The following is a 24,205-nucleotide window of genomic DNA, read 5'->3' as shown; positions in this document are numbered from 1 at the left end:
TCAGGCGGGGTCGGGGCAGAAGCCGTACAGCAGATCATCGCGGCCCTTTCCCGGCCATCTCACCTGGTTGATCCGCAGGCGCTTCATGACCGGAAACACCAGGCGATTCAACGCAGCCTCGAATCCAAAAATCGAATTCAGAGCACCCGCGTTCACCTGAATGACGTAGGCGCCGAGTCCGACTTCGCGAAGCATGGCGACGCTTCGCTGCACCATCTCCGCCTCCATGAGGTTGTCGCCCTGCAGAATCACGACGGGCTTCGGATGCGCGTTCATCTGCTGGAACGGGCCGTGGGCGAACTGAAGGAAGTCGGAAATGGGAGGGCAGGGCCAGTACAGCCCCTCCATGAACTTGCACGCAAGGTTCTGTGCAAAGTCGGAGATCGGAGCCGCCGTGATCAGGTTGAAGCCCTGTGAAAACTCCTCCGGGCGGGACAGCATGGCCTCAAGAAGTTCGTCCGGGGGTTTCGCATTGAGCAGTGGCAGTATGCCGTCGTGCGTGGGCATCGCGTACCGGCAGCACGGAAAGCGGGCGGCAAACTGAAGTGCCGCGAGAAAGCCGGCCATGGGTCCGACAAAACGGATGAGCGTCGTGTATTCCTCGGCGAGGGGGAACTCGATGAGTTCGCCGCCGTCGTCGATCACCCGTTGCAGCAGGAGGGCCCGATCCCGCTTTCCGGCCAGCGCGGCCGTCTCCGGCGTGGTTGCCGTGAAAATAATGACATGGGAGAAGTCCCTTCTCCGGTTGATCGCTATCTGCGCGTTGGGCGAAATGCCCTGGGAGAATACCACGAGTGTTTTCCCCTTGAATGAGCTGCCGTTCGCCGTGGTGAATCCGGAAAGCGGGAGATACATCGCCGCCCGATCGCAGTGGAGATTGAGAAGCATCGAGAGGTAGCGCGCATGAGCTTCGGAGCTGCCCGTGCCGGTTATCACGAATCGTCTGGTGGAGAGCGTCGCCGGTTTCAATGAGGCCGGGCTGCTGGAGAGCATTGCCCCCAGAATTGCAGGTATCCGCTCCAGGCGCTCCCGCAGGAGTTCGTGCCCCAGCTCGTCAGTCATGGCTGGTCCGGAGGCGGTCAGGCCTGATCGTCGAGGAATATCCATTTCTCAACGTCGATCCTGTGGGCATTGAGAGCCATGGCATACTCGGGTTTCTTCACAAGACTGCCAGGCGAATTCATGACCATCTGGATCTTCTCGTTCGGAATATGGTGCCGCAGCAGGCGAAGCGCGGCATCATAGTCGCGGCTGTCGTAGTCGACTCCACTCTTGCGGTACGCCTCATCGCTGGAAGCCACCTCAGCGGTCTCAGTCATCATGAGATCTGTCGCATGTGCGCCAAACCCGGCTCCGCGTCCGTCGTTGTGGATGAGTTGAATGGCTCCGACGCCGTAGGTGACGATGTGCTTGACCGAGGCCTTGAACTTGTCGCGGTTGTCCACCGAGCGAAGGGGGAATCGGTTGAAGAGTGACTCCGAGTGAAGGCGCACGACGGGGATGTCAGTGGGCTGCGCCTGCCCGTGGGTCAGGACGACAATGTCCTGACTGGTCACGATGTCATAGTAGACATGCACTCGAAACCAGTAGGGGGTCGTCAGAAGCGCGACGATGGGATCCGCGGCGTTTTCACGTCGAAATGCGGTCAGATTGTCGGAGTCAATCCTGACGAAGAAACGGTTGCCGCGAATCAGTTGATAACCGCGAACCAGGGGTTGTGCGCCCGACATGTAGCGGTCGATGGTCTTTTTCTGGAAAAGCGAGGTGAACTGGGCCTCGGTCAGAAGCACGTTGTTGTCCACCGGCTTCATGGGGAGATAGTAGCTTGCCGAATAGATGAATCGCCGCGCATCGGGAAGCGCGTGCGGCCGAAAGGGAATCACCGGCTCCGGGGGAAGCGCACTTTTCACCAATGTAGCCGCGGGTCTTTTCAGGATGTGCCCTCCAGCGGCCTTGGAGGTCAGATACGCCAGGTTGAACGGGGATGGCTCGAACTCCAGAGACTCGGTTCCCGTCACCACGAGGCCCTGCGATTTCAACGCCTTCACCTTGTCCGGATTGTTGGTGAGGACGATCCACGATGCGGTGATTCCGAGAAGGTGACAGATCTGCGAGATGTTGTCGTAATTGCGATGATCCTTCTCGAGGCCCATGGCATGATAGGCGGCGAAAGTGGACAGTTGGTCCAGCGATGCCTGGACGAGCATGCGATCCCTTGCCTTGCCTACATAACCCACACCCCGGCCTTCCTGCAGGAGATAGAAAAGGATGCCGTTGCCCTTTCTGGCGATGACTTGGAATGCGCCTTCAAGTTGCTGCACGCAGTCACAGTCGCAGCCGCGAAGCGTCTCGCTGGTCACGCAGGACGAATGCAGCCGCGTGTAGAGCGTCTTGGCGCCAACGATGTCACCATGGGCCAGGGCGACGATGTAATGCTTGTCGATGATATCCTGGAAAATATACGCGCGAAACGGACCATACCGCGTGTCCAGCGGGCAGTTTGCGATGTAGAGCGTTCGTCCGTACAGGGGACGATCTTCGCTGCCAGCCAGTGACAATGCCGACCCGGCCTGATGCTGGAGCTGGCGCACAAGGTCGCTGAAATCCGGTGCCTTCGCCTTTTCTGGTGTCTGGGGGAATGTAAGAATCGTGGCCATGGCGTCGTTTGAATCTCTCCGCTGATTTTGATAAAGTAAAAGGATTCCCTCTTAAAAATAGCCTCAGCTTCCCAGTGAAAGGATGCTTGATATCACGGGACTTAAAGCAGAGCTGACCACGATTTGGAGGCCGCTTGAAAGTCCGGATGCAAGGGGGACAGGTATGGTCAGCACCGGCAGGCCGCCAAGACTTGCCGGCGTGGTGAGCTCGAGCAGACGTTTTCGGTGCTCCAGCGTACAATCGACCTTGCGAAGTGCCGGAAATGGAGTCGCCGGCATGACAAGATAGTCAAAGGTCAGGAAGAAACTGCTCCACATGAGCCGCAATGCCGTCAGCTTGATCCGCGCCGCCTCAATTTCATCCTGTCGCCAGTGACGGCCGCGGTCGATGCGATGCCACACATCCGGGCCGTATCGTTGCTTCCAGGAATCGAGCCATTCGCGATGAACCTCAAAGGCATCCACACTTTGCAGGACGGCATAGGCTTGGGAGGATCCGTGAAAGCCGGCGAGCAGTTCATCCCGAGTCGCGCGGTCCGCCCTTGCCGCATGAGCCGACGCCGCTGCGTCAAGTGACTGCGCAACGTCGCGGTCCGCCTCGATCCATCCGTCGAATCCGAGATAGACCCCATTCAATGCGCGGTGGCTCCTCGCGATTCCGACAAGCGACGAGATTGTCGTCAGCATGTCCTCCGGTGTCGCGGTGAACCAGCCGGCGGTGTCGAAGCTGCGTGAAAGCGGAAACGCGTCGTCGATCCATGGATGTCGTGGCGTGAGGCGCATGCCGTAGATGCCGCAGAATGCAGCGGGCACGCGGATCGAGCCGCCGGTATCGGTGCCAATGGCAAGCGGAACGATTCCGGCTGCGACCGCGGCGGCCGAACCGCTGCTGGATCCACCGGCGGTGCGCCCGGGAACCCGTGGATGATCCACATCGCCGTAGTGCGGGTTTTCACCGGTCAATCCGTAGGCAAACTCGTGAAGGTGGGTTGTGCCGGCGATTGCGGCACCCTCGCGCGAGAGCCCCTTGACAAGCGAACAATCGCCCCCGGCGGCGGGGTGCACTTCGTGAAGAAAGGATGAGCCCGCCCGCAACGGCACACCGCGCACCGGGAACAGATCCTTCAGCAGGTAGGGGATCCCGGAGAGACCACCTCCGGAACGCAGTCCGACCTCGATCGATCCGGCCAGAGTCTCGATCGAGGGCATCCACGAAACGATCGCGCGTTGTTGTTCGATGGAAAGCGACTCGAGGCGGCGGCGGACCTCCCTGGCGGCTGAATCGGGACCGGATCGCGCAAGCTGAATCCATTCGGTGAACGACATGATCGTGCAGTATGGAAATGTCTGAAACGGCGGCAATTGACTTCGTTGAGCGAGAAAACGGCTGGCATTGATCGCCGTGGCGGGCGATAAACGCCGGCATGAGTATTGAAGCCAAACTGGCCGGAATGGGCCTCACGCTGCCAAATCCCCCCGCTGCTGCGGGAAGCTATGTTCCCACAGTGCAAACGGGAAATCTGCTCTTTTGCGCAGGGACGATTTGTTCGTTCAACGGAGAGATGACGCACACCGGACAGGTTGGGCGGGAGCAGACGGTGCAGTCCGGCTACGAGTCGGCAAAGATCTGCGCCCTGGCCACGCTGACCAATGTGAAGGTGGCACTGGGGTCCCTCGACAGGGTTGCCCGCATCGTCTACGTCGGCGGCTACGTCAATGCGATCAGCGGATTCGCGGATAGTTCCGCCGTCATCAATGGCGCCAGCGATCTATTTGTCGCGCTGTTCGGCGACGCGGGAAGACACTCACGCGCCGCCGTGGCGGTTGCCGGGCTGCCAAAGAACGCAACTACGGAGATCCAGGTCATAGTTGAAGCGAAGGCGTAGTTCAGGCGTTCTCAAAAGTGCAACTTCAGCAGATCAGAGTTTCCTGACCAGCACGCGGGGGAAACGTCCGCTGTCGTCGTACAGCTTGAGACGCGCCTCGGGAAGGATGCTCTTGTCCGATTCCTCGAAGCCCAGCACACCGGTGAAGAAGCTGAAGCTTTGGGTTGAAAGCGCGACGACGCTCTCCGCTCCCTTTTCCTTTGCACGCATGCAGGCAAATTCGACCATCTTCTTGCCGATGCCTCGATTGTGATAGAAAGGCAGGACGTAGAGCGATCCGACCTCAGCGAGCTTCGGGTTGTCGGCATAGGAGATGAGCGTGACGCAGGCCACGATGTTTTCGTCCACCTCGAAGACAAAGAAGTGGTCGATGTTTCTCTCGATGGCCTGCTGCGTGCGGTGGAGAAGCTCCTCCCGCTTCACGCCCCCGCGAACCAGGGAATACAACGCCCGCACGTCGCGTCGCGTGGCTCGCCGGATCTGCTGGTAGTCGTTGCCGTAGATCAACGAGCCAACACCCTCGCTCGAGAAGATCTCATTGAGCAGTGCATCAAAGACGCGCCCGTCCACGATGTGAACGCGGGGGGTTCCCGTCTCGATGGCCTTGACCGCGTGCGTCGCCTTGCTTCGAACGAGGTCATCGATCCGCTCCGGCTTGGTCTTTAGAATGTCGCGCAGCGCCTCGATCGCGATTTCACGCCGGATCTCATTGTCTATCTCAAGTCCGGTCACGGGCGCTAGGTAGATGATCTTTGTGGCCTGAAGTGCCTCGGCAATCTCTGCGGCGAGAAGATCGGAGTTTATTCGCATCGATTTTCCATCCGGCCCGTAGCCGATGGGCGGCATGATGGGAACGATGTCCTCCTTGAGCAGATGAGAGATGAAGTCCCGGTCCACGCGCTCCACCTTGCCTGAGAACTGATGGTCCAGGCCGCGAATGATTCCGATGGGGAGCGCCCGGACGGCGTTCGTGATGGCGGCCTTCAACGAGTTCTGCGTCAGGCCCTCCAGGATGATGTGCGAGACCCGGGCGGACGCGCGGATCGCCAGGTCGAGCGTGGCTGCATCCGTCACACCCGTGCCATCGTTGTTGGAAATGGCGACGCCGCGGAGCTCGGCCAGGTCGCGCAACTGCTTGCCGATTCCATGAACCAGCACCACCTGGATGCCGAGCGAACGAAGCACGGCGACATCCACCAGCAGATTGCCGAAATTGTCGTCGGCAACAATCGAGCCATCCAAGGCGAGGACGAAGATCTGCCCTTGAAAGCGGGGAACATACTTCAGTATTCCCCTCAGGTCGGTCGGCTTGATCACCGCCGCGGTTGCGGGCGAAACGGAGGCGGCGGTTGTTGAGGGAGTGGCCGGTGCGGAACCAGAGCTCATCGATGAAGGTGCGCCATCCTCATGCAGAGAACTGGCTAGCGTCAATGCATGGATTGACCGCTCCCGCCGGTGTGGCCGATGCCGTTTCCGCCTGAAACCGGCGCTCCAACTGAATATTTGTGTGGATTCTCCCTTTCGATGTCTGCGATTCTGGAAGCCCACTTATGAATCCGGTTCTCAAGCTCTTGACGGAAGGCGGCAGTCTCACGACCGCGCAGATGGCGCAGATCCTGGGGCTCTCGGCGGAGGAGGTTGATCGGCAATTGGAACAGTTGAGGAAGGAAAGGATCTTCCTTGGCTGGCGTCCGGTGCTCGATCTTTCCAATGAAGCCGCCGAAGCCGCAGCCGTGCGGGCGGTCATCGAGGTGAAGATCACCCCGGAGCGCGGGGGCGGCTTCAACCGGCTCGCAGAACGCATCAGCCGCTTCGACGAGGTCGAGTCGGCCTACCTGATGTCCGGGGGATACGACCTGCTCGTGTTTGTCCGGGGCGGTTCACTGCAGAAGGTTGCAGCGTTTGTGTCCGAGAAACTCTCGACCATCGAGGGCGTGCTGTCGACATCCACCCATTTCATGCTGCGCTGCTACAAGGAGCAGGGATTCCTGCTCGATGCGGGCGAGGCGCAGGCATCGCGCCTGACGGTGACTCCCTGATCCCACTTCCTACCATGAGCGACGATTCCAAACGGTGGGTGGCGAGCCACATCGCGACGCTGCCAAAAAGCGGCATTCGCGACTTCTTTGAACTGGTGGCGAAGATGAAGGGACAGGACGTTATTTCCCTGGGCGTGGGCGAGCCTGATTTTGTCACTCCGTGGCACGTGCGCGAAGCGGCCATTTTTGCGCTCGAACGGGGGAAAACCTACTACACGTCCAATCTTGGCACGATCGAGCTGCGACGTGCGATTTCCACGTATGTCGCCGAACATTTCACCGTGGGCTATCGCCCCGAGGACCAGATACTGGTGACTGTGGGGGTGAGTGAAGCCTTGGATCTTGCGTTCCGGGCGTTCTGCAATCCAGGCGACAAGGTCATGTTTCATCAGCCCTGCTACGTGTCCTACCACCCGAGCATCACGCTGGTGCATGGAGTGGGCATTGCCGTTCCCACGTTTGCGAAGGACAATTTTGCACTCACAGCCGAGGCCCTGCGCGCCGCGTGGCGGCCCGGTGCAAAGATCCTGATGCTCAACCTGCCGTGCAATCCGACAGGCGGCACCTGCAGCCGCGAGCAGCTGCAGAAGATCGCCGACTTCTGCCGGGAGAAGGATCTCCTCGTTTTGAGTGATGAGATTTACTCGGAACTCACCTTCGAGGGACAGCACACAAGCATCGCCAGCTTTCCCGGCATGGCTGAACGGACCATATTTCTGCATGGCTTCTCGAAGGCGTTTGCGATGACAGGCTGGCGCATCGGTTACGCCTGCGGACCAGCGGTCCTCATTGATGCCATGATGAAAGTGCATCAATACGCCATGATGTGTGCGTCGATCATCGCACAGGAAGGCGCGCTCGAGGCCCTCACGCACGGCTGGGACAATGTGCTTCGCATGCGCGAGCAGTATCACCGCCGCAGGGATCTGATCGTCCGTCGCTTCAACGAACTGGGCCTGACCTGCCATTCCCCCAGAGGGTCCTTCTATGCGTTCCCGAATGTTCGCTCAACCGGAATGACCGAAAAGGACTTCGCCGTCGGATTGCTCCAGCAGGAGAAGGTCGCAGTGGTGCCTGGAACGGCATTTGGGGAGAATGGTTCGGGCCATGTTCGCGCCTGTTTTGCCACCGGTTACGAGCAGATTGGCGTGGCCTGCGACCGGATCGGTCGCTTCGTGGAGGGCTCCAGCCGCAAGGCGAGCTAGCCACGCCACACGAGGCTGGGTGTCCCCACAAAGCCTGGGCCCCTCAACGCCGGGGTTTTGTGGTCAAGGCTGGTGTTTTCGCCAAGCATCGACCCTACTCGAAGGCCTGCATGTCCCGTACCGTTGCCATTGTCGGCCGACCCAACGTCGGCAAGAGTCGGCTGTTCAATCGCCTTGCCCGCAAGCGCATCTCGATTGTGCATGACCAGCCCGGCGTGACGCGCGATGTCATCAGTGCCAGGATAACCGACGGCGACTACATGCTGCTCGACACGGGAGGACTCGGACTGAAGGGGGGCGAAACGCCGCGTCAGCTTGTGGCCGCCTCGGAGCAGCAGGTGGATTTCGCCATTGAGGCCGCCGACGTCATCGTGTTTGTGCTTGATGGAGTCGAGGGCGTCACGTCCCTGGATGAGACAATCGCGCAACGCCTGAGAAAGACGCGCAAGCCAATCGTGCTCGCCGTCAACAAGGCGGATTTCGGCGAGGAGAAGATCGAGGTCGGCCAGGCGCATCGCCTGGGTCTTGGGGAACCCGTGTTCGTTTCGGCCGAGCATGGCCGGGGTGAGGACAGCCTGCGCGAGGCGATTCTTCAGCACCTTGGCCCGAACACAAATGCCGATGGCTCCCATGAACGCACTGCTGCGGATCCGTTGTGCGTGTGTTTCATCGGTCGTCCCAACGTGGGCAAGTCCTCGCTCAGCAATCGCCTCCTGCAGAGTGACCGGCTGATTGTCAGCGCGGTGCCCGGCACGACCCGGGATGCCGTGGAGATTCCATTTCAATTCAAGGGACGCGACGGCAGGCTGCATCCGTTTCGATTGATCGACACCGCCGGCATTCGCGCGCAGACCAAGCTGTCCTCGCCGGTTGAATACTTTTCCCGACTTCGCTCGCTCGATGCGATCAAGGACACGGATGTCGTGTTCATTGTGCTCGATGCAGTCGATGGTGTGACTCAGCAGGACAAGGCAATCGCGGGTGAGGCGGTCAAGGAGCACAAACCGATCGTGGTCGTGGTCAACAAGTGGGATCTCGTGCACAAGGCCTTCAGGGAGGAACAGGGGATTCAGGGCTTTCAAAGCGAGCGCGACTATCGGGAAAAATATGAACACGCGGTTTTCGAACGCCTGTTCTTTACTCCGGGATCGCCTCTGGTGTTCGTGTCGGCCGTCAGCGGCTACGAGGTCGATCGCATGCTCAATTCGGCGGTTCGCCTTCACCGTGAACTCGATCGCAAGCTGCCGACGGCGAAACTCAACGAAGTGCTCGGTTATCTCGCGGAGAGAAATCCCCCGCCCGCCATCGGTGGACGCCGCTTCCGCATCTACTATGCCACGCAGACCGGCAATCGGCCGTTTCGGATCCGGCTCTTCTGCAACCGCGAGGAAAAACTCACTGAGAGCTACCGGCGTTACCTTGAGGCGGGCATTGTCGATGCGTTTGAACTTAAGGGATGTCCGATTCTCTTCGATTTGGTGGGCAAGGAGCGGGAACCCCGAAACTTTGCGGCACAGGTGTCGCCGAAGGATGGCCGGGCGGAGCGGCGAAGTCCGAGGAACCGCCAGAAGTCACTGGAGAAACTGCCGCAGAATGAAACGCTCGAGGACTAGAGTGCGCGCTGGCGCAAACCTACGCGCAGGAATCGATGAAGCCGCTCGGCGCATCAATGGAAGGGCTGAGGAACTCGACAATCCAATGTTGACGGCAATCCGCGCAACGCGTGCCTGAGCCACTTCGCATCGTTTTCCTCGGGTCCGACCCGATTGCACTGCCGGGGTTGGATTGGATTGAAACCAACGGCCGTGACATCGCCCGGGTGGTCGGCGTTTTCACTCAGCCCGACAGGGCGGCCGGACGTGGTCAGAAAGCCGCGCCGAATGCCATCAAGTTGTGGGCATCGGCGAGGTCGCTCCCCGTCCTGCAGCCGGACAGGATTGGAGCGGAAGCCCTTGCGCACTTGCAGTCGCTCGATGCTGACCTGGCGCTTGTCATGGCCTATGGGCACATTCTCAAGGACGACTTCATTGCAGCTCCGCGGCTGGGGACACTCAATCTGCATGCCTCGCTGCTTCCGAAATACCGCGGAGCGTCCCCGATTCAGACCGCGATCGCTGAGGGCGATGCCACGACGGGTGTCTCGTTGATGCGGATCGTGCGCGCGCTGGATGCCGGTCCCGTGGCGGAGACAGCATCGATTGCCATCGAGCCACTGGACACGGCATTGGAGATCGAATCCAAACTTGCGTCAGTGTGCGGCCCGCTGCTTGGGGCGACGCTGCCACGCCTGGCAGGCGGCCGGTTGGAGTTTGTGGAGCAAGAGCACGATGCCGCGACGTACTGCCGCCGCCTGGTCAAGGATGACGGGGCGCTGGATTTCACCCGCCCGGCGAGGGAGATCGCCGCCCGGATTCGCGGCCTGTTTCCCTGGCCGGGCTGCAGCATCGAAGTTGGCGGAGTTCTGATCAAAGTGGGCCTGGCCGACGCGATCCCATCGGATTCCAGAGCAATGGCCGGCACCGTTCTCGGAGCGGATGCCGCCGGTCTCCGGATTGCGACCGGTGATGGCATGGTGCGGCTCCGCAGGCTGCAGCGCCCCGGCGGGCGGATGCTGCCGGCAGCGGAGTTTCTCAGGGGCTTTCCTGTCGTGGAGGGGGCAATCATGCCCAGCAGGGCCATGCCGCCCCTCGTGGCTTCGCGACCATTTCCCCATCGGTCTCCTTCCACCTGATCCGGCAAAAGCTCCCTTGTTTTTCAGCGCGCGTTCCACAGTCTCCCCATCATGCGATCCCTCGTGCTCATTCTGTTTCTCGGGCTGATCCCGGTGTGGGGGCAATCAAACGTGGACTTTGCCAATCTCCGTGAGGACGTGCGGCTGTTGAACCAGCGGGTCGGGGAGTTGTCCCTGCGGATTGAGCAGCTTGAGCGCGAGAATTCGGAGCTCCGGCAGCAGGCCGATGGTGCTGCGCGAGGGTTTGCCACCGTCGCGCAGGTGAATGAGATGCTGGCGGACATCAACCGATCGGTGAAGGCCATGCTGGCCGCCTCAAAGGCTGAATCCACCGAGCTCATCAACCGGCGAATCGAGCAGCTCGCACAGCAGACCGACAGGGCCATAGCCGCGGTGACGAGGTCAGCCGGTACGCGCACCTCGCCGCCGCCGCGGACTGTCGATGCATCGACCAAGGGCATCAGCTATACCGTGGAAAAAGGGGATACACTTTCACAGATTGCCCGAAAGACGGGCGTGAGGCTTCAGGATATTCTCGCTGCAAACAATCTCTCCGAATCGTCGACAATCATCCCGGGACAGGTTCTGTTTGTTCCCGGCGGAAAATAGGAAACATGGCTCCATCAAAATCTCGTCTGGGTCGCGGCCTGGGAGGACTTATCGCCTCCGCGGCTCCAAAATCCGCGGAAACGAAAACTCAGCCTGGCCACTCGGCAAGTGTGGGCGAGGGCGCTTCCCCGGCGGCATCGACTGCATCCTTGGTGCCTGGATTTCAGGAAATCAATGTCACCCTCATTGAGCCGAGTCCGTATCAGTTCCGACGGGAGATTGCGCCCGCGCAGTTGCAGGAACTCGCCGAGAGCATCCGCAATGAGGGACTGCTTCAACCGATCGTGGTCAGAAAGAAGGGCGAGAAGTACCAGTTGATAGCCGGTGAGCGGCGCTGGCGCGCCTTTCAACTGCTCAAGATCAAGACGATCCCCGCGCGCCTGGTCGACGCCAGCAACGCATCCTCGGCGGCGCTCGGGCTCATCGAGAATCTTCAGCGTGAGGGCCTGAATCCGGTTGAAGAGGCCTATGGGTACGCGAGCCTGATCCGGGATTTTGACCTTACACAGGAGGCCGCTTCTGAACGAGTGGGGAAGGGACGAGCGACGGTCGCCAACTCACTCCGACTGCTTTCGCTCGATGGAGAGCTGCAGGGCTATCTGGCCAAAGGACTGATTTCAGTCGGTCATGCGAAGGTGCTCCTCGGAATTGAAGATGCAGCGCAGCGAGCCGTCCTTGCGCGCCGCGTCATTGAGGAAGGCATGAGTGTGCGAGCCACCGAGCAATGGGTGCAGGGAAGGAAGACCGCTGCGACGACGCCTGCGCACGTGAACAAGGGACGTTCAGTCGCTCCGCTGGAGGCGGATGCGATTGCGGCGATTGAAAAGAAGCTGATCACGAGACTCGGCGCACGTGTTTCCCTGCGTCATTCGCCGAAGAAGGGAAGGATCGTCATCAACTACGCAGGGAACGACGATCTTCACCGAATTCTCGAAAAACTCGGCATAGAGGCCTGAGCGCGCCGGAGTCGGCAAGGGTGCGTTCGGCAGAGGGTCATCTCCACCAGCCCCAACAGCGCGTTCCAACCTCAGCCCATCGCAACGCAATGGGTTCAGGCGTGAACGGCCGATAGGGACAGGCTGTGCCGCTCGCCGGAGGATGCCTCAGCCCCAACGGGGCGATTCAAGCCCAGCCCACGGCAACGCCATGGGTTCAGAGGTGAACCGAAAATAGAGAGCCCTGAAGGGGCGGTACAATTTTCTCGAATTTCCTCCAATACCCTAGCCACCGTACACCGCTCGCGATAGTCGATACCCGCACTTGCCCAAGCCAATGGAGGGGCGCGCTCTGTCGTGCCCAGAGGACGCCGATTACAAGACGCCGCCAGCTCAATCTCCCCTATGCATCGCACAATCTGATCACATCTGTCGATGCACACAAATACGGTGAATTCCCCGCGTCCATTGTAGGCAAACTGCCGGTACGTGGCGCAGCCATAGTCCGCATTGGCGACGCCCTCTTCGAGTACTCATGGTCATCTCGAACACCACAAAGGTTTCGGGGTCGACCGCATGGAAATGCCCGTTGAATTTTGGACGACCGCAGACAGTCATTCGTCGGGCTGGCTCTGTTTGCCTCGAATCATCTTTTCCGATGCGCTTCCTCAGCGAGTTCCCGCTTTAATGACGCCGGCGAATCGACACTCGCAATTCTTCCATGCCGGTAAGATTGCTGATCGTCGTTTGGTCTTCAAAAGTGCGAAAAGTGCGAAAAGTGAGGTTTGACCCCTTCGGCTGAGCTGATTTACCCTTATGGTTTGATTCGGACATGGGTTACACTTTGTCCGGGGACATAGGTTACACTTTTTGTTTAGTTTTTGTGTGTGATTTGGCGAGAGGTTTTTGATCCGGCAGCGCGATGTAGGCCGCAGGCCGGAATCGCGCTGCCGGATCAAAGACGAGGTAGCCGAGATGTACGTTGGCAAAGTGCAGCTCGGTGCGGCCGGTGGAATCCTTGCGCAACGCCACCCGGCAATGAGCGAAGATTTCACCAAGAGCGTAGTCGTGTCCGTCATGCCACAGCTTGCCTGTTGCGGAAACGCGCCGCACCAGCCAGTCCTTCGGGTAGCGCACCGCGGTGTCGTTCTCGCGCAGGCGGCGGGGACTGCGACGGTAGATTTGAGCCGGGCAGAGCATGCCCAGCGCTTCATGTGGCCGGACATGGTTTCGCAGGTGCTGCCAGCGATCAAATCGCCGCTGCTGGGCGGACCAGGTTGGGGACGGCGGTTGCGTGGCCTCGGCCTTCAGATCGCGGTGAGCGCGTTCGTGAGAACCGTTTTGTTGCGGTGAAGCCGGTTGGATGAACTCGACGACGATGCCCTGGTTGATCCACCACACGCTCAGGGCGGAGAGCCGGCCCAAGGCAAGAGAGGCGAAGGGCGTGCCGTTGTCCACCCGGATGATCTCGGGCAACCCATGCAAGCGCATGATCTTGCGGAAGGTCCGCAGTGTTCCGGCAAACTGCTGATTGGGTTGGGCTCGGCAGGCCAGATAGTAGCGGCTGAACAGATCACACACCGTCAGGGGATCGCAGCGCTGCCCGTTGCCCAGAGTGAACCAGCCTTTGAAGTCCACCGTCCAGACATGGTTCGGATGCGTCGGTGTCGTCAGTGCACGGCGCGGCACCGTGTAGAGGCCCGGCTTGCGTCGCGGACGCTGACTCAAGCCGTGACGCCGCAGGATCGCTGCTATGGTGCTGCATGCCGGCGGCCGCCGGATGCCGTGGTCGCGGCGCAACAGTTTGCGCAGCTTCTTCGGCCCCCACGTCCGGTGCCTGCGGCGCAACCGCACGATCAGCCCCTGGATCTGCCCAGCGGTCTGGTGCGAGCATCCTTGCGGACGGCGGCTGCGCTCGCGCAATCCCGCGGTGCCTTCCCGACGGTAACGCTTCCACCACTTGTGGCCGGTCTTCCGACTGACGTGAAAGTCCGCGCACAATTCGGTAAACGTGAAGCGGCCCGTGGCCGCGAGACTGACAAACCGATGCTTCTGTTCCATGAGGGTTTCTTCGTTCCAGGCCATAGCCTGAAAGTGTAACCCATGTCCCCGGACAGTTTGTTACCTATGTCTCCGGATCATACCTATAAATCTAAGGTTTAATTCGCCGAAATCGGGGAAGATCCGTCAGAAGCGGTCAAATGGAGGAGCACGCTCCGTCGTGACCGCGGACGTGCGAGGAGTAGCAACGTTGGAGAGTGCCAATGAGAGAGTCAGAGAAGTTTCTACTCCAAGACCAAGATTTTTGATCGAGTGGAGCAATCTGAGGCTTGCCGACTCTTCTCGGTCAGCTTCTGCCTACTCTACCTCGTGGAAATGCTCAATGGAGTGGTTGACGGCCGATTCTTCTGAACGGTGTCAGCGCCGTGGCGCTTGGCACGCGCGATATCTGATCTCATAGAGAGTTCCGTCGACTGCGTGCTGATGTTTGAGTCGGTCCTCCATCCCGCAAATCGCTGCACGTGATTTTTCCTCCCCCGCCCTATGAATCCTCGATTCGCCCCCTACTCGGCAGCCTTCCGACTGCTCGCGCAATGCCAGATTTTTGGCGTCGCCTGTCTTCTCTCCGGGGTTGCCGCCGAACCGCCCCCCAAGGAACTGCAATCGCCGCCCCCAGCCCCATCGGGTCCGGTCGCACCCAAACACGCGGCGGATGAAGCGGTCGTCCAATTGAGTCCGTTCGAGGTCACAGCCACCGACGACACATGGGTGGCAACCTCCACGCTGTCTGGCACGCGCATCAGCACGGACGTTCGAGATGTGGGCGCCTCGATGTCGATCCTCACCAGCCAGATGATGTCCGACATCGGGGCTACGGATGCAGGATCGCTCTTGAGCATCGTACCCAACGTCGAGGTTGCGGGCGAGCAGGGAAACTTTTCGTCCGCGGGTTCCAACACCGATTCCGGGACGTTTGATGCCAGGGGTTCGCGCACCGGCTCCACGAGCTCCACCCGCGTGCGCGGCTTGGTGTCCGCGACGAACACGCGCAACTATTTCACGACCTCTGTTCCGTTCGACGCTTACAACACTTCGCGTGTCACCGTGAACCGCGGACCGAATTCCGTGCTGTTCGGCCTCGGCACGGCCGGCGGCGTGATCGAGAATTCGCTGAATCGCCCGCTGGGCAGGAACGCCTACCAGGCCCAGGTTGGAACCAGCGACAACGGCGGTCTCCGTGCGGTCATCGATGTCAACCAGGTCCTGGTGAAGGATCGCCTGATGATGCGTATGGCTGCGCTCGACGAGGATCGCCGGTATCGGCAGGAGGAGGCCTTTCGCCGGGACCGTCGGTTTTACCTCGCCGCCGACTATCGGATCCGAAAGCACAAGCGGGATGCGGTTCTGGGGGAGACGCTCTTGCGCGGTTATTTCGAGGCAGGGCACATCAACCGCATCAACCCCGATCCGATCCCTCCTTCAACCGGTTGGGATTGGTGGTATTCGCTGGATCGGTTCTACCAGTTGATTGGAAAGTATCCCGGGATCAACTCCATGGAGGACATACCGGCGGCATACAAGACGGTTGCGAACGGCGGAGTCTGGATTCCGAAAGCCACGATCAAGAATACGAATCGGAACACCTACAATCATACCATCCAACTGACCCCGCAGTTCATCAGCCTCTCCCAAGTCTACGTGAACCCCCAGGCGGCGGGACCCGGCGGAGTGGTCGGCGGCCTCGCCGGCGGGATTGGCCGCGTCAGCTGGCCCGCACCGCGCAACAGTCAGGACCCCAAGATGACCAGTGGCAATTGGAATAACCTTTCTGGATTCACCCTCTCGACCTTGAGCAATCGTGACGTCTTCGACTACGCCAACCATCTTTATTACGGGGACACGGACACCATCAAGGATCGGTTCAACGTCAAGGAACTCACGCTGGAGCAGAGTTTCCTGAACCGAACCATCGGCTTCGAGGCAAGCTACAATCTCCAGGACACCGACGCCTATCGTTACACGCCCTATTCCAGCCAGCGCGGACGCCGCTTGGGCGTCGACATTTCGGAGGAACTGTCGGTCACGGCGCAGCTGCCGTCGCAAGCGGGCAATGGCCAGGCGGCGGTGTTGGCCAACCCCAATCTTTATCATCCGATGATGGCGATCGCCGCTTTTGACCAGTCTTTCAACGAGGTCCGCGCCGAAACCCTGCGCGCCACCATGTATGCGACGCACGATTTCAGAAATGACACCAAAGCGCGCTGGGGTGCGCTGCTGGGCGCGCACACGCTCAGCGCTTTGCTCCAGAGTTCGAAGACCGACAGCCAAGGGTTGAGCCAGCGTCTCAACTGGAAGAGCAACGATGTCAATTTGCGCGACGCCAATCTCCTTGGCGGCACCTTCAACTCCCAGACAATGCAGGTCAGCAGCATCGTCTATGTCGGGGATTCGGTGCAGAACACGACTGGACCTGAACAAGTGCGGTTAAACTTCCCGCTGGCGAAGTCCGTCGTGCCCTACGCGGGCCAGACCGGAGAATATGCGATTTACGATCGCACCGCCAGGCAGATGAAGGCGATCAGCGCGACGACGGAGTGGATGAACTCGGGCATAGGGACTGTTCGCCAGAATATCGATTCTGACGCGTTTATTCTGCAGAGCCGCTGGCTGCAGGATCATATTGTCACGATCGTGGCCACCCGACTGGACAAGGTGGCGAACTTTTCGATCATACCGGGCGGATTGATCGCCAATCCCGACGGCACGTTCGACTTGGTCAATCGCCGGTTGGATTCCACGCCGAATCTAGAAACCAGCGCCCGGACCAACACCAAGAGCCTCGTCGCGAGGTTTCCCGAAAAACTTTTGAAACTCCCCTTGGGGGCGGATCTCCGATTCACCTATTTCGATTCGGACACGTTTCAGCCGGTATCGACCGGCCGGAGCCTGGATGGCAGCGAGTTGAGCAGCCCCACCGGATCGACCAGGGAGTATGGTGTCATTCTCGAACTGCTCGATCAGCGGCTGGCGCTGCGGGGCAGCTTCTTTGACACTGGTGCTCTCAACGCCAGGGCGGGCAATCAGCTCAACGTCCTCGAAAGCTGGGTAAACGAGCAATGGCTCACTCGCATGTCGCAAGCCGAACGCGCGGGCCTGGCTGTTGCCGACATCCCTGGCGCCGCGGCTGCCGGCATCACAACCTACGATCAGATTTTCAATGCCGTCCTCACGCTCACGCCCGAATCCTATCGCAGCGCCGCCGGCATCACCGGCACCTCGCTGAACCGCACGACCGGGCTCGTCTCGGTCCCTGGCATTTCCGGTCTCACTTCCACCGCCGACGTCGTGACCAAGGGCATGGAATTGGAGATCTCGGGATCGCTGACCCCAAATTGGAACATTGCGATCAACCTCGCAAAGCAGGAGGCGGTTCAAACCCGCATCCAGCCCGGCGTGCTCGAATTCGCCGAAGGAGTGGAGGCGCGACTCAGGGAGGCCGGCCTCTACAATGTCGTGGACGCCCCGGTCTCCGGTGGCGCCGCCACCACTTTCGGCGAGCGGTGGGAAAACAATGTGCTCTCCCCGCTGCGCAATCAGCGCGGATTTGAGGGGGTGGTATCGGCGGAGCAGCGCAAATGGCGCTGGAACGTGACGACCCGCTACGATTTCCGGACGGGTCCGCTGTCGGGCGTCAAGGTCGGTGCGTCCGCTCGCTGGCAGGACAAGGTGGCCATCGGCTATCCGTACATCTACAATGCGACGGGCGACATTGTCAGCGACATCGCGCATCCCTACTTTGGGCCGACGGAGTTCAATCTGGATGTCTTCGCCTCCTACCAGCGGAGGATCTTCAAGCGCTATCAATGGTCGATCCAGTTGAACGTCCGCAATCTCATCGGCGGCGATCCTGACCAGCTCATCCCGATTTCCGCGAATCCACTCGGTGAGATTCAGGCGGCCCGGCTTCCCCCCGAGCGGCAGGTGATACTCACCAACACGTTCAAGTTCTGACACGAGGAATTCCTCGCTCCTCACCAGGCTTGGTCTTGTGAACGTTTTGAGTTCCCAAGGCGTTGCCTTGGGCTCTCGTCGTGTGCGCCGGTGGCGCGTGTTGCTCGGAATCGAACGTTGTGACCACGGATGGCGCGGATTCCACGGATTGCATGGAATCGGAGCGCTTGACCGCAGAGACACGCGGAAAGGGAAGAGTGGAATGGGCCGATGAGAATATGCACCGGCGTCGTGGCGCAACGCGCGATCCGTGGGCATGAAAAAGCATGCCCCTCCAGCAGTCATACCCACGGGGGTAGAGTAGGCAGAAGCTGACCGAAAAGAGTCGGCCAGCTTCCGCCCCTCATCAAACCGGACGTGCGGATTTGCCGCATCCGGCTTTCCGGGAACATACGTCGCAAAGCTATCGGCGCCATGCACAGGTGAGCGGCAGTGACCAGAGTTGATATTGTCCGACCAGCCGCGCGTCGGTGAAGAAACTGAACAGGCCATGCTTGCAGTCATACTTCCGCCATAGCCACCGTCGCACGCGATTTCGCAGCCAGAGTTGCTGGCTGCCAAACACATGGGTGGAGTGTCCGTAATGGTAGTAGTTGGACCAACCTCGGGTGATCCGATTCACCCGTCTGATCACCTCGGCGCAGCTACGATGTTTCGTCCAGTGATTGAGTTCATCACGGACGGCATCGCGCAGATGCTGCCTGGCTTTCGGGCTGGGTTCCACATGCACGAAGTAGTTGCCCGTGCGCGGACTGCGTCGCCTTGCGAAATTGAAGCCAAGGAAGCGGAAGGGCTCCTGCTGGAAGTTGACCAGCCGGGTTTTCGCTTCGTTTAGCCTCAGTCGCTTGGCATGCAGATACTGCTTCAGTCGCTCCAACATTGCGCCGCCCTTTCCGGGGCGACACAACAACACGAAGTCGTCCGCGTAGCGGACAAGCTTCGCATCCAGCTCCGGATGGCCGTTCACTCCGTGGTCCAAACTGTTTAGATACAGGTTGGCCAGCAGCGGTGAAAGGACTCCGCCTTGCGGCGTGCCCCGGTCATTCTTGTGATATCTACTCCTGCCATTCTTTTCCTCCACAATGGGGGCCTTAAGGAACAGCTTCACCAATCTCAGGATGCTGCCGTCGCTCACGCGCCGCGCCACCAACCGGAGCAATCCAGCATGGTCGATCGTATCGAAGTAGCTGCTTAAATCTGCATCCACGACCTCCGTTCTTCCCTGCCGCAGTTGATTTCGGATGGCGTCAAGCGCCTCATGGGCCTTGCGCCCCGGCCGATACCCAAAGCTGCCTTCATCGAAGTCAGCCTCAACGATCGGTTGTAACACGATCAGCAGCGCCATCTGCACGATCCGGTCGATTACGTTGGGGATTCCCAGCGGCCTTTGTTTTCCATCGGCCTTGTCGATCCAGACGCGTTTAACCGGACCGGGTCGATAGCCCCCGTCCTTCAGTTGCGCTTGCAGGTCTTCAAGGAATTTTCCCGCGCTGGCCTTCACCTGCCCGGTCGTTATCCCGTCAATTCCTGCCGCTCCTGCCTTGGCCACCACTGCATTCATGGCGGTTTCCAACACGTCGCAGCGGCACAAGTCTCCATAGAGACTCCACGCCCGCCACCGTTTGTTCTCCTTCGCTTTGCGATATAGGGTTCGTTGTAGCGCTTGGACTTTGATCGGCGTTTTTATCCCCAGCATTGGAGCCATCGCCTCGTCCCTTGCCACGCTGTTCCCTGCGTTCAAGTTCGGTCCCTTCGCTCCGGTCTCGTTACGACCTTCTTCGCTACTATGGACCGATCTGACTGCTCCACGAGCCGCGTCGGCCTTCCCCGCGGGCGCGAGGTTGGTCCGGGCGTTGGATGTACATCCACCCGCGGAGCTCTCTCCACTTATTTCCCCCAACCTTCCGGACATCCCGTGCTCGCCGACCCCGCCGCGCGGTTGATTGGACCCATCGTCATTTTGGCCTCTCCAACTGTTCATCGGGTTTGCCAGCGTCCAACCCTGTCAGCCTTCACCAAGACTGAAGTGGTTCGGCTGCGCGGGTAACTATGTTTATCGGGGCTCATTGGATGAGCTTCACTGTCGTTACGGGCTGTCCTTTTCATTGTCCGGTTGCTTTCCACCTTCCCTCACGGGAACGCAGTTTCCGGTTGTTGCCGGCTAAATGACGTAATTGGCCGGATGAGACTTTCACTCATGGTTGTTGGTTTTCATGGACGCACTCAGTCCCTAACTTTTGTGGTATTCGAGATGACCTCGAATACTCCAAGAGGGGCACGGCCTGTGCCGACTATGGCGACGCCACGTACCGCCAGTAAGCCTACAATGGACGTGGCGAAATGACCGCGGGGATCGGCTACCTCGGTACGAATGTGGCGATCCAGGCTGCGCCGCTGCCGGGTCGCCGCCATGAATACGCCTACGATTCCATCAGGAACCGCCAGTGGTCCAACAGCACCGGTGTCAGCGGGCTGGGCAACAAGGGAAATTTGAGAGAATTGTGCCGCCCCTTCAGGGCTCTTTATTTTCGGTTCACCTATGAACCCACGGCGTTGCCATGGGCTGGGGATACTGCGCCCTTTCAGGGCTTGAGCTTGTTTTTCCATTCAACATCCAAGGCGTTGCCATGGGCTGGGGTTGTTTCGCCCCGCTGGGGCTTTCAGGCGCTGATGCATCAACATCAATCGTCAATTCAGCATTCCGGTTGCTGGATTCCAGTTGAAGTGGATTAGCGAGAACCTCTATTGCGGAATGGGGAAGCTGGACAGGTTTCGCACGCTGCGCGACCTTCGCGGGCTGGTGCGCTCAGGCTGGCAGGTGTGTCAGCTTCAGCACGCGGCGCGCATTGCCGTAGAGGATCTTTCGCTCGGCCGCTTTGTCCGGTGCGAATCGCTTCACCGAAAGTATCTGTCGTGAACCCGAGCATGCCGGTCCGCGGCCGACGGGGTCGGAGCAGTCACTCCCATACAGCAGCTTGTCCTGATGCCGCGCAAAGAAAGCGCGCGCGTGATCTTCATCGCGGATAATGGCCTGATAACCGGAGCCGGCCGAGAGATCCGCATACATGTTGGGGTGCTCCGAGAGCAGCCGATCGGTGAGGCCGCCCGGCTTGACGGGGCCCTTGGGATAAAGAACCGATTCATCGTAGTCCTTCGAGATGTTTCCCCAGAATGTTTGCGCGTGCCCGATGAAATCGACGGTCGGGAACTTTTTCAGAATGCGCGGGAAACGCTCGAGATGATGATTGTAGGTTCCCTGCTGGAAGTGAAGGAGGACGGGGACACCGAACTCCCGGGCAAGAGCGGCTACGCGCTCGATCGCTACGGAGTCGCAGTCGACGTCAAACTTCTGCTCGCCAATGCCGATGGCGCCCGCTTCCAGTTGACTGCGCATGACCTCGATGGCGTCGGGCTGGTCGCTCACCTCATTGGCGAACCAACGGAAGCGGTCAGGGTACTGTTCGGCCAGGGCTTTGGTTTCCGGAAAGGGGTTCACACCCGCGGCAAGTCCGAAGCGGGATCCCGCGGGCAGCAGGATGGTGAACGAGATCCCCATTGCGGCTTGATGGGCGAGCAGTTGTTTCGCGGTGCGGCCGCTGTAGGGAAGGTGCTGGTGAATGTCGATGATGGGCTCGGCGACCGGTGATGCGGCTCGCGCGACTGCGGCGACACCGAGCCATGAGGCGGACATCGTCATGAATTCGCGACGGGTAAAGTCGGGGCTGGACATGAATCTGAGAGGGTCGGTGTGAATGAGAATCTGTCGGGAAAGAGGATGTCAGCGCTTTTCTGAAACTATCAGGTGAGGACATGGGGTATCAAAGTGGCTTCAATCCGTGGGGAATTTCGCGCATGATGGCCATGGTTGGAGGAATCTTCAGCATGACGCTGACAGAAGTGCGGGCGCAATCGTGGGTGTTTGGACGGAACTGGAAATCAAAAGGCTAGGTCTGTCGGTCGCGGCCGAGTATCGGCCCGCGTTCGCGCCGCTCTTCCTCCTCCTGACGTCGAAGTCTGGCTGCAAGGATGTCCGCCCGACCGAGATATCCAACGAGTCGCGAGGGGTGATCGCGATCGACAACCGGCAGCCGGCCGATTCCCCGCTTGAGCATGAGACCGATGGCATCCTGCAAGGTGACGTCCGCGTGCGTGATGGCGAGGTCCTTGCTGCTTGCTTCGAGCACAGTGGTTCGGCTGGCGGTGCCCTTCTGGATGACTTTCATTAGATCGCTGCGCGTAATGATGCCGGCGAGCGATCCACCCGCGTCGATGATGAGGGTCCCCTGGCGTGTGGCGACGGCGGGATCGCCGCGGGCAATGCGATCGGCGAGGGTGGCGACGGTGGTGTCGGCGGATACAATGGGCGGCTTGCGGTCCATGACGTCGCTCACGCGCATGAGTTCAAAGACATCCACGCTGTACTCGCGGGCGATGTGCTGGCCGCGACGCGCAAGTTTTTCCGTGAGGATGGAACGCCGGAGAAGAAGAACGGTTACGCAGAGTGCGGCCACGCTGCCGATCATCAGGGCGGGCAGGGCGTTGAGATCGTGTGTCAGCTCGAGGATGAAAATCATGCCGGTGAGCGGCGAACGCATGGTGCCGCCCATGATCGCGGCCATGCCGACCATGCTCCACAGTCCGGGATCGCCGATGCCGGTCAGCAGGCCGATCATCGCGCCGAGAGCGCCGCCCATCATGAGCAGCGGGGCCAGAACTCCGCCAGAAGTGCCGGAGCCCAGGGCTATGGCCCACACGAGGCTCTTGGCAACGAGCAGGCTTACGAGGGCCCCCATCAGCACGTTGCCGCGCATCAGGCCGTGGATGGTTTCATAGCCCACGCCGAGCACCCGGGGATCGATCAGTCCGCCGAGCCCGATGGCCAGTCCGCCGAGTGCCGGCCACCACATCCAGTGAAGGGGCAGGCGCTCAAACAAGTCTTCCCAGAAATAAACCAGAGCGGTGAGGCCGCCCGAGAGGAGTCCGGCGCCGACACCCACGACCAGTGAGAGACCGAGCGCCTCCGCTCCGAGAGGATCGTGAAGGGCAACGGGAAATATCGGCCCGCCACCGAGCAATGGCACGCGCATGACCGAGGCCACCGCGGCGGCAACGGCAACGGGAATGAAGCTGCGCGGTTTCCATTCAAAAAGGAGCAGTTCCACGGCGAGCAGGACCGCCGCGATTGGTGTGGCGAACACCGCAGCCATGCCCGCAGCTGCGCCGGCAACCAGCAATGTCTTGCGTTCCGCAGCGGTCAGATTGAAGAGCTGGGCGAACATGGAGCCGAATGCCCCACCGGTCATTATGATGGGCCCCTCCGCGCCAAAGGGCCCGCCGGTTCCGATCGATACTGCGGATGAAACGGGTTTGAGCACGGCGACTTTCGGATCGATGAGGCTGCGACCGAGAAGAATTGCCTCCAGCGCCTCGGGTATGCCGTGCCCGCGAATCTTTTCCGAGCCATAGCGCGCCATCAGGCCGATGATGAGCCCCCCAAGGACGGGCACCGCAACGCCCCACCATCCGAAATGGTGGCTATCCAGGGTCACCGGTTCACTGGAGAAACGCAGGAAGAAAGCCGCATTGGTGAAAACCGCGATCAGCCAGAGCAGCACCTTGGCCACGAAGGCGCCGATGATTCCGATGGGGACGGCGAGTGCGCAGAGCAGCAGCACGCGGCGGTTCGTGCTGAAGTCCGACAGACGGTCGGGAACGGAATGCGCGGAAGACTCTGACGCGATCGAAGGCGCGGGCATAAGGGACGAGGCTTATATCGGTTGACGATATAATTCAATCCGAATGTCCGGCTGCAGACAACCCGGTGTTTTGAGGGTTTACATCTCGGAATCGAACCTTCGAACGTGCCACGACAATGCGCAGCCTTCGCTCTGGTTCAAACAGACGGGATTGGGAAATCGTCCATCCGCACTGTCCGCTCAGGTGAGCCAGACGCGAGCGCGGGAGGATGAGGGGTCCGTTTCTGATCGATCTTTTGACTGTCCGCGCGAGGCGTTCTCCCCGCTGTCGGGCTTCGCGGCGCGTTTCGCAGAGGCTTCTTCCCTGCGCTTTCGTTCTGTGCGGCCGGATGCGTCCTTGGCTGCGCCGACATCTGCCGCAAAGGCCGCCATCGC

17 protein-coding genes are annotated in these 24,205 nt (G+C 60.2%); 9 read left to right on the top strand and 8 right to left on the bottom strand.

Annotated elements, in window-relative coordinates; all coding sequences use genetic code 11:
- The 3 genes from HS122_00250 to HS122_00240 all read right to left on the bottom strand — a co-directional run bounded on the left by HS122_00250 (position 1) and on the right by HS122_00240 (position 3,983).
- Positions 1-1,107: a creatininase gene (locus tag HS122_00250; protein ID MBE7536827.1), complete on the bottom strand. Its 1,107-nt coding sequence runs from the start codon at positions 1,105-1,107 to the stop codon at positions 1-3.
- Positions 1,080-2,657, bottom strand: coding sequence for a GTP cyclohydrolase (locus tag HS122_00245; GenBank protein MBE7536826.1), 1,578 nt, complete (start codon positions 2,655-2,657; stop codon positions 1,080-1,082). The genes HS122_00250 and HS122_00245 overlap by 28 nt, the downstream gene beginning before the upstream one ends.
- Before the next feature lie 63 nt (positions 2,658-2,720).
- Entirely contained in the window at positions 2,721-3,983 is a 1,263-nt protein-coding gene (locus tag HS122_00240; GenBank protein MBE7536825.1) for an amidase, read from the bottom strand.
- Positions 3,984-4,081: 98 nt separating this feature from the next.
- Between HS122_00240 and HS122_00235 the strand changes: the two genes are divergently transcribed.
- The gene (locus tag HS122_00235) at positions 4,082-4,543 is read left to right on the top strand and encodes a RidA family protein (protein ID MBE7536824.1); all 462 of its coding nucleotides are present in this window, start codon (positions 4,082-4,084) and stop codon (positions 4,541-4,543) included.
- A 33-nt stretch (positions 4,544-4,576) separates the two neighbouring features.
- On the opposite strand, the gene argA is transcribed toward HS122_00235, so the two are convergent.
- Entirely contained in the window at positions 4,577-5,929 is a 1,353-nt protein-coding gene (argA, locus tag HS122_00230; protein MBE7536823.1) for an amino-acid N-acetyltransferase, read from the bottom strand.
- Between the two features lie 164 nt (positions 5,930-6,093).
- Between argA and HS122_00225 the strand changes: the two genes are divergently transcribed.
- From HS122_00225 to HS122_00200, 6 genes are all read left to right on the top strand, one after another.
- Positions 6,094-6,582, top strand: a complete 489-nt coding sequence (locus tag HS122_00225) for an Lrp/AsnC family transcriptional regulator (protein MBE7536822.1) — start codon at positions 6,094-6,096, stop codon at positions 6,580-6,582.
- 14 nt (positions 6,583-6,596) lie between these two features.
- Positions 6,597-7,787, top strand: a complete 1,191-nt coding sequence (locus HS122_00220; protein MBE7536821.1) for an aminotransferase class I/II-fold pyridoxal phosphate-dependent enzyme — start codon at positions 6,597-6,599, stop codon at positions 7,785-7,787.
- 110 nt (positions 7,788-7,897) lie between these two features.
- Complete coding sequence (der, locus tag HS122_00215) at positions 7,898-9,400, top strand: ribosome biogenesis GTPase Der (protein ID MBE7536820.1); 1,503 nt, start codon at positions 7,898-7,900, stop codon at positions 9,398-9,400.
- A gap of 110 nt (positions 9,401-9,510) precedes the next feature.
- The gene (locus HS122_00210) at positions 9,511-10,518 is read left to right on the top strand and encodes a methionyl-tRNA formyltransferase (GenBank protein ID MBE7536819.1); all 1,008 of its coding nucleotides are present in this window, start codon (positions 9,511-9,513) and stop codon (positions 10,516-10,518) included.
- Between the two features lie 51 nt (positions 10,519-10,569).
- Positions 10,570-11,127: a LysM peptidoglycan-binding domain-containing protein gene (locus tag HS122_00205; protein ID MBE7536818.1), complete on the top strand. Its 558-nt coding sequence runs from the start codon at positions 10,570-10,572 to the stop codon at positions 11,125-11,127.
- 5 nt (positions 11,128-11,132) lie between these two features.
- Positions 11,133-12,083: a ParB/RepB/Spo0J family partition protein gene (locus tag HS122_00200; protein ID MBE7536817.1), complete on the top strand. Its 951-nt coding sequence runs from the start codon at positions 11,133-11,135 to the stop codon at positions 12,081-12,083.
- Positions 12,084-12,923: 840 nt separating this feature from the next.
- Here the strand turns inward: HS122_00200 and HS122_00195 are convergent.
- Entirely contained in the window at positions 12,924-14,147 is a 1,224-nt protein-coding gene (locus tag HS122_00195) for a transposase (protein ID MBE7536816.1), read from the bottom strand.
- A 459-nt stretch (positions 14,148-14,606) separates the two neighbouring features.
- Here HS122_00195 and HS122_00190 point away from each other — a divergent pair, with 459 nt between their 5' ends.
- Entirely contained in the window at positions 14,607-18,074 is a 3,468-nt protein-coding gene (locus HS122_00190) for a TonB-dependent receptor plug domain-containing protein (GenBank protein ID MBE7536815.1), read from the top strand.
- Between the two features lie 403 nt (positions 18,075-18,477).
- On the opposite strand, the gene ltrA is transcribed toward HS122_00190, so the two are convergent.
- On the bottom strand, positions 18,478-19,797 hold the full coding sequence (gene ltrA / locus HS122_00185) for a group II intron reverse transcriptase/maturase (GenBank protein MBE7536814.1): 1,320 nt from the start codon (positions 19,795-19,797) through the stop codon (positions 18,478-18,480).
- Positions 19,798-20,414: 617 nt separating this feature from the next.
- Between ltrA and HS122_00180 the strand changes: the two genes are divergently transcribed.
- Positions 20,415-20,807, top strand: a complete 393-nt coding sequence (locus HS122_00180; GenBank protein ID MBE7536813.1) for a hypothetical protein — start codon at positions 20,415-20,417, stop codon at positions 20,805-20,807.
- A 73-nt stretch (positions 20,808-20,880) separates the two neighbouring features.
- Here the strand turns inward: HS122_00180 and HS122_00175 are convergent, their stop codons facing one another.
- Positions 20,881-21,804, bottom strand: coding sequence for an amidohydrolase family protein (locus HS122_00175; protein ID MBE7536812.1), 924 nt, complete (start codon positions 21,802-21,804; stop codon positions 20,881-20,883).
- Between the two features lie 214 nt (positions 21,805-22,018).
- Entirely contained in the window at positions 22,019-23,830 is a 1,812-nt protein-coding gene (locus tag HS122_00170; protein ID MBE7536811.1) for a chloride channel protein, read from the bottom strand.
- Positions 23,831-24,205: the final 375 nt, after the last annotated feature.

It is taken from the genome of Opitutaceae bacterium, assembly GCA_015075305.1.
Lineage (GTDB): Bacteria > Verrucomicrobiota > Verrucomicrobiia > Opitutales > Opitutaceae > UBA6669.
Note: the sequence above shows the minus strand (reverse complement) of the source record. Positions and strands in the feature narration are given on the sequence as shown.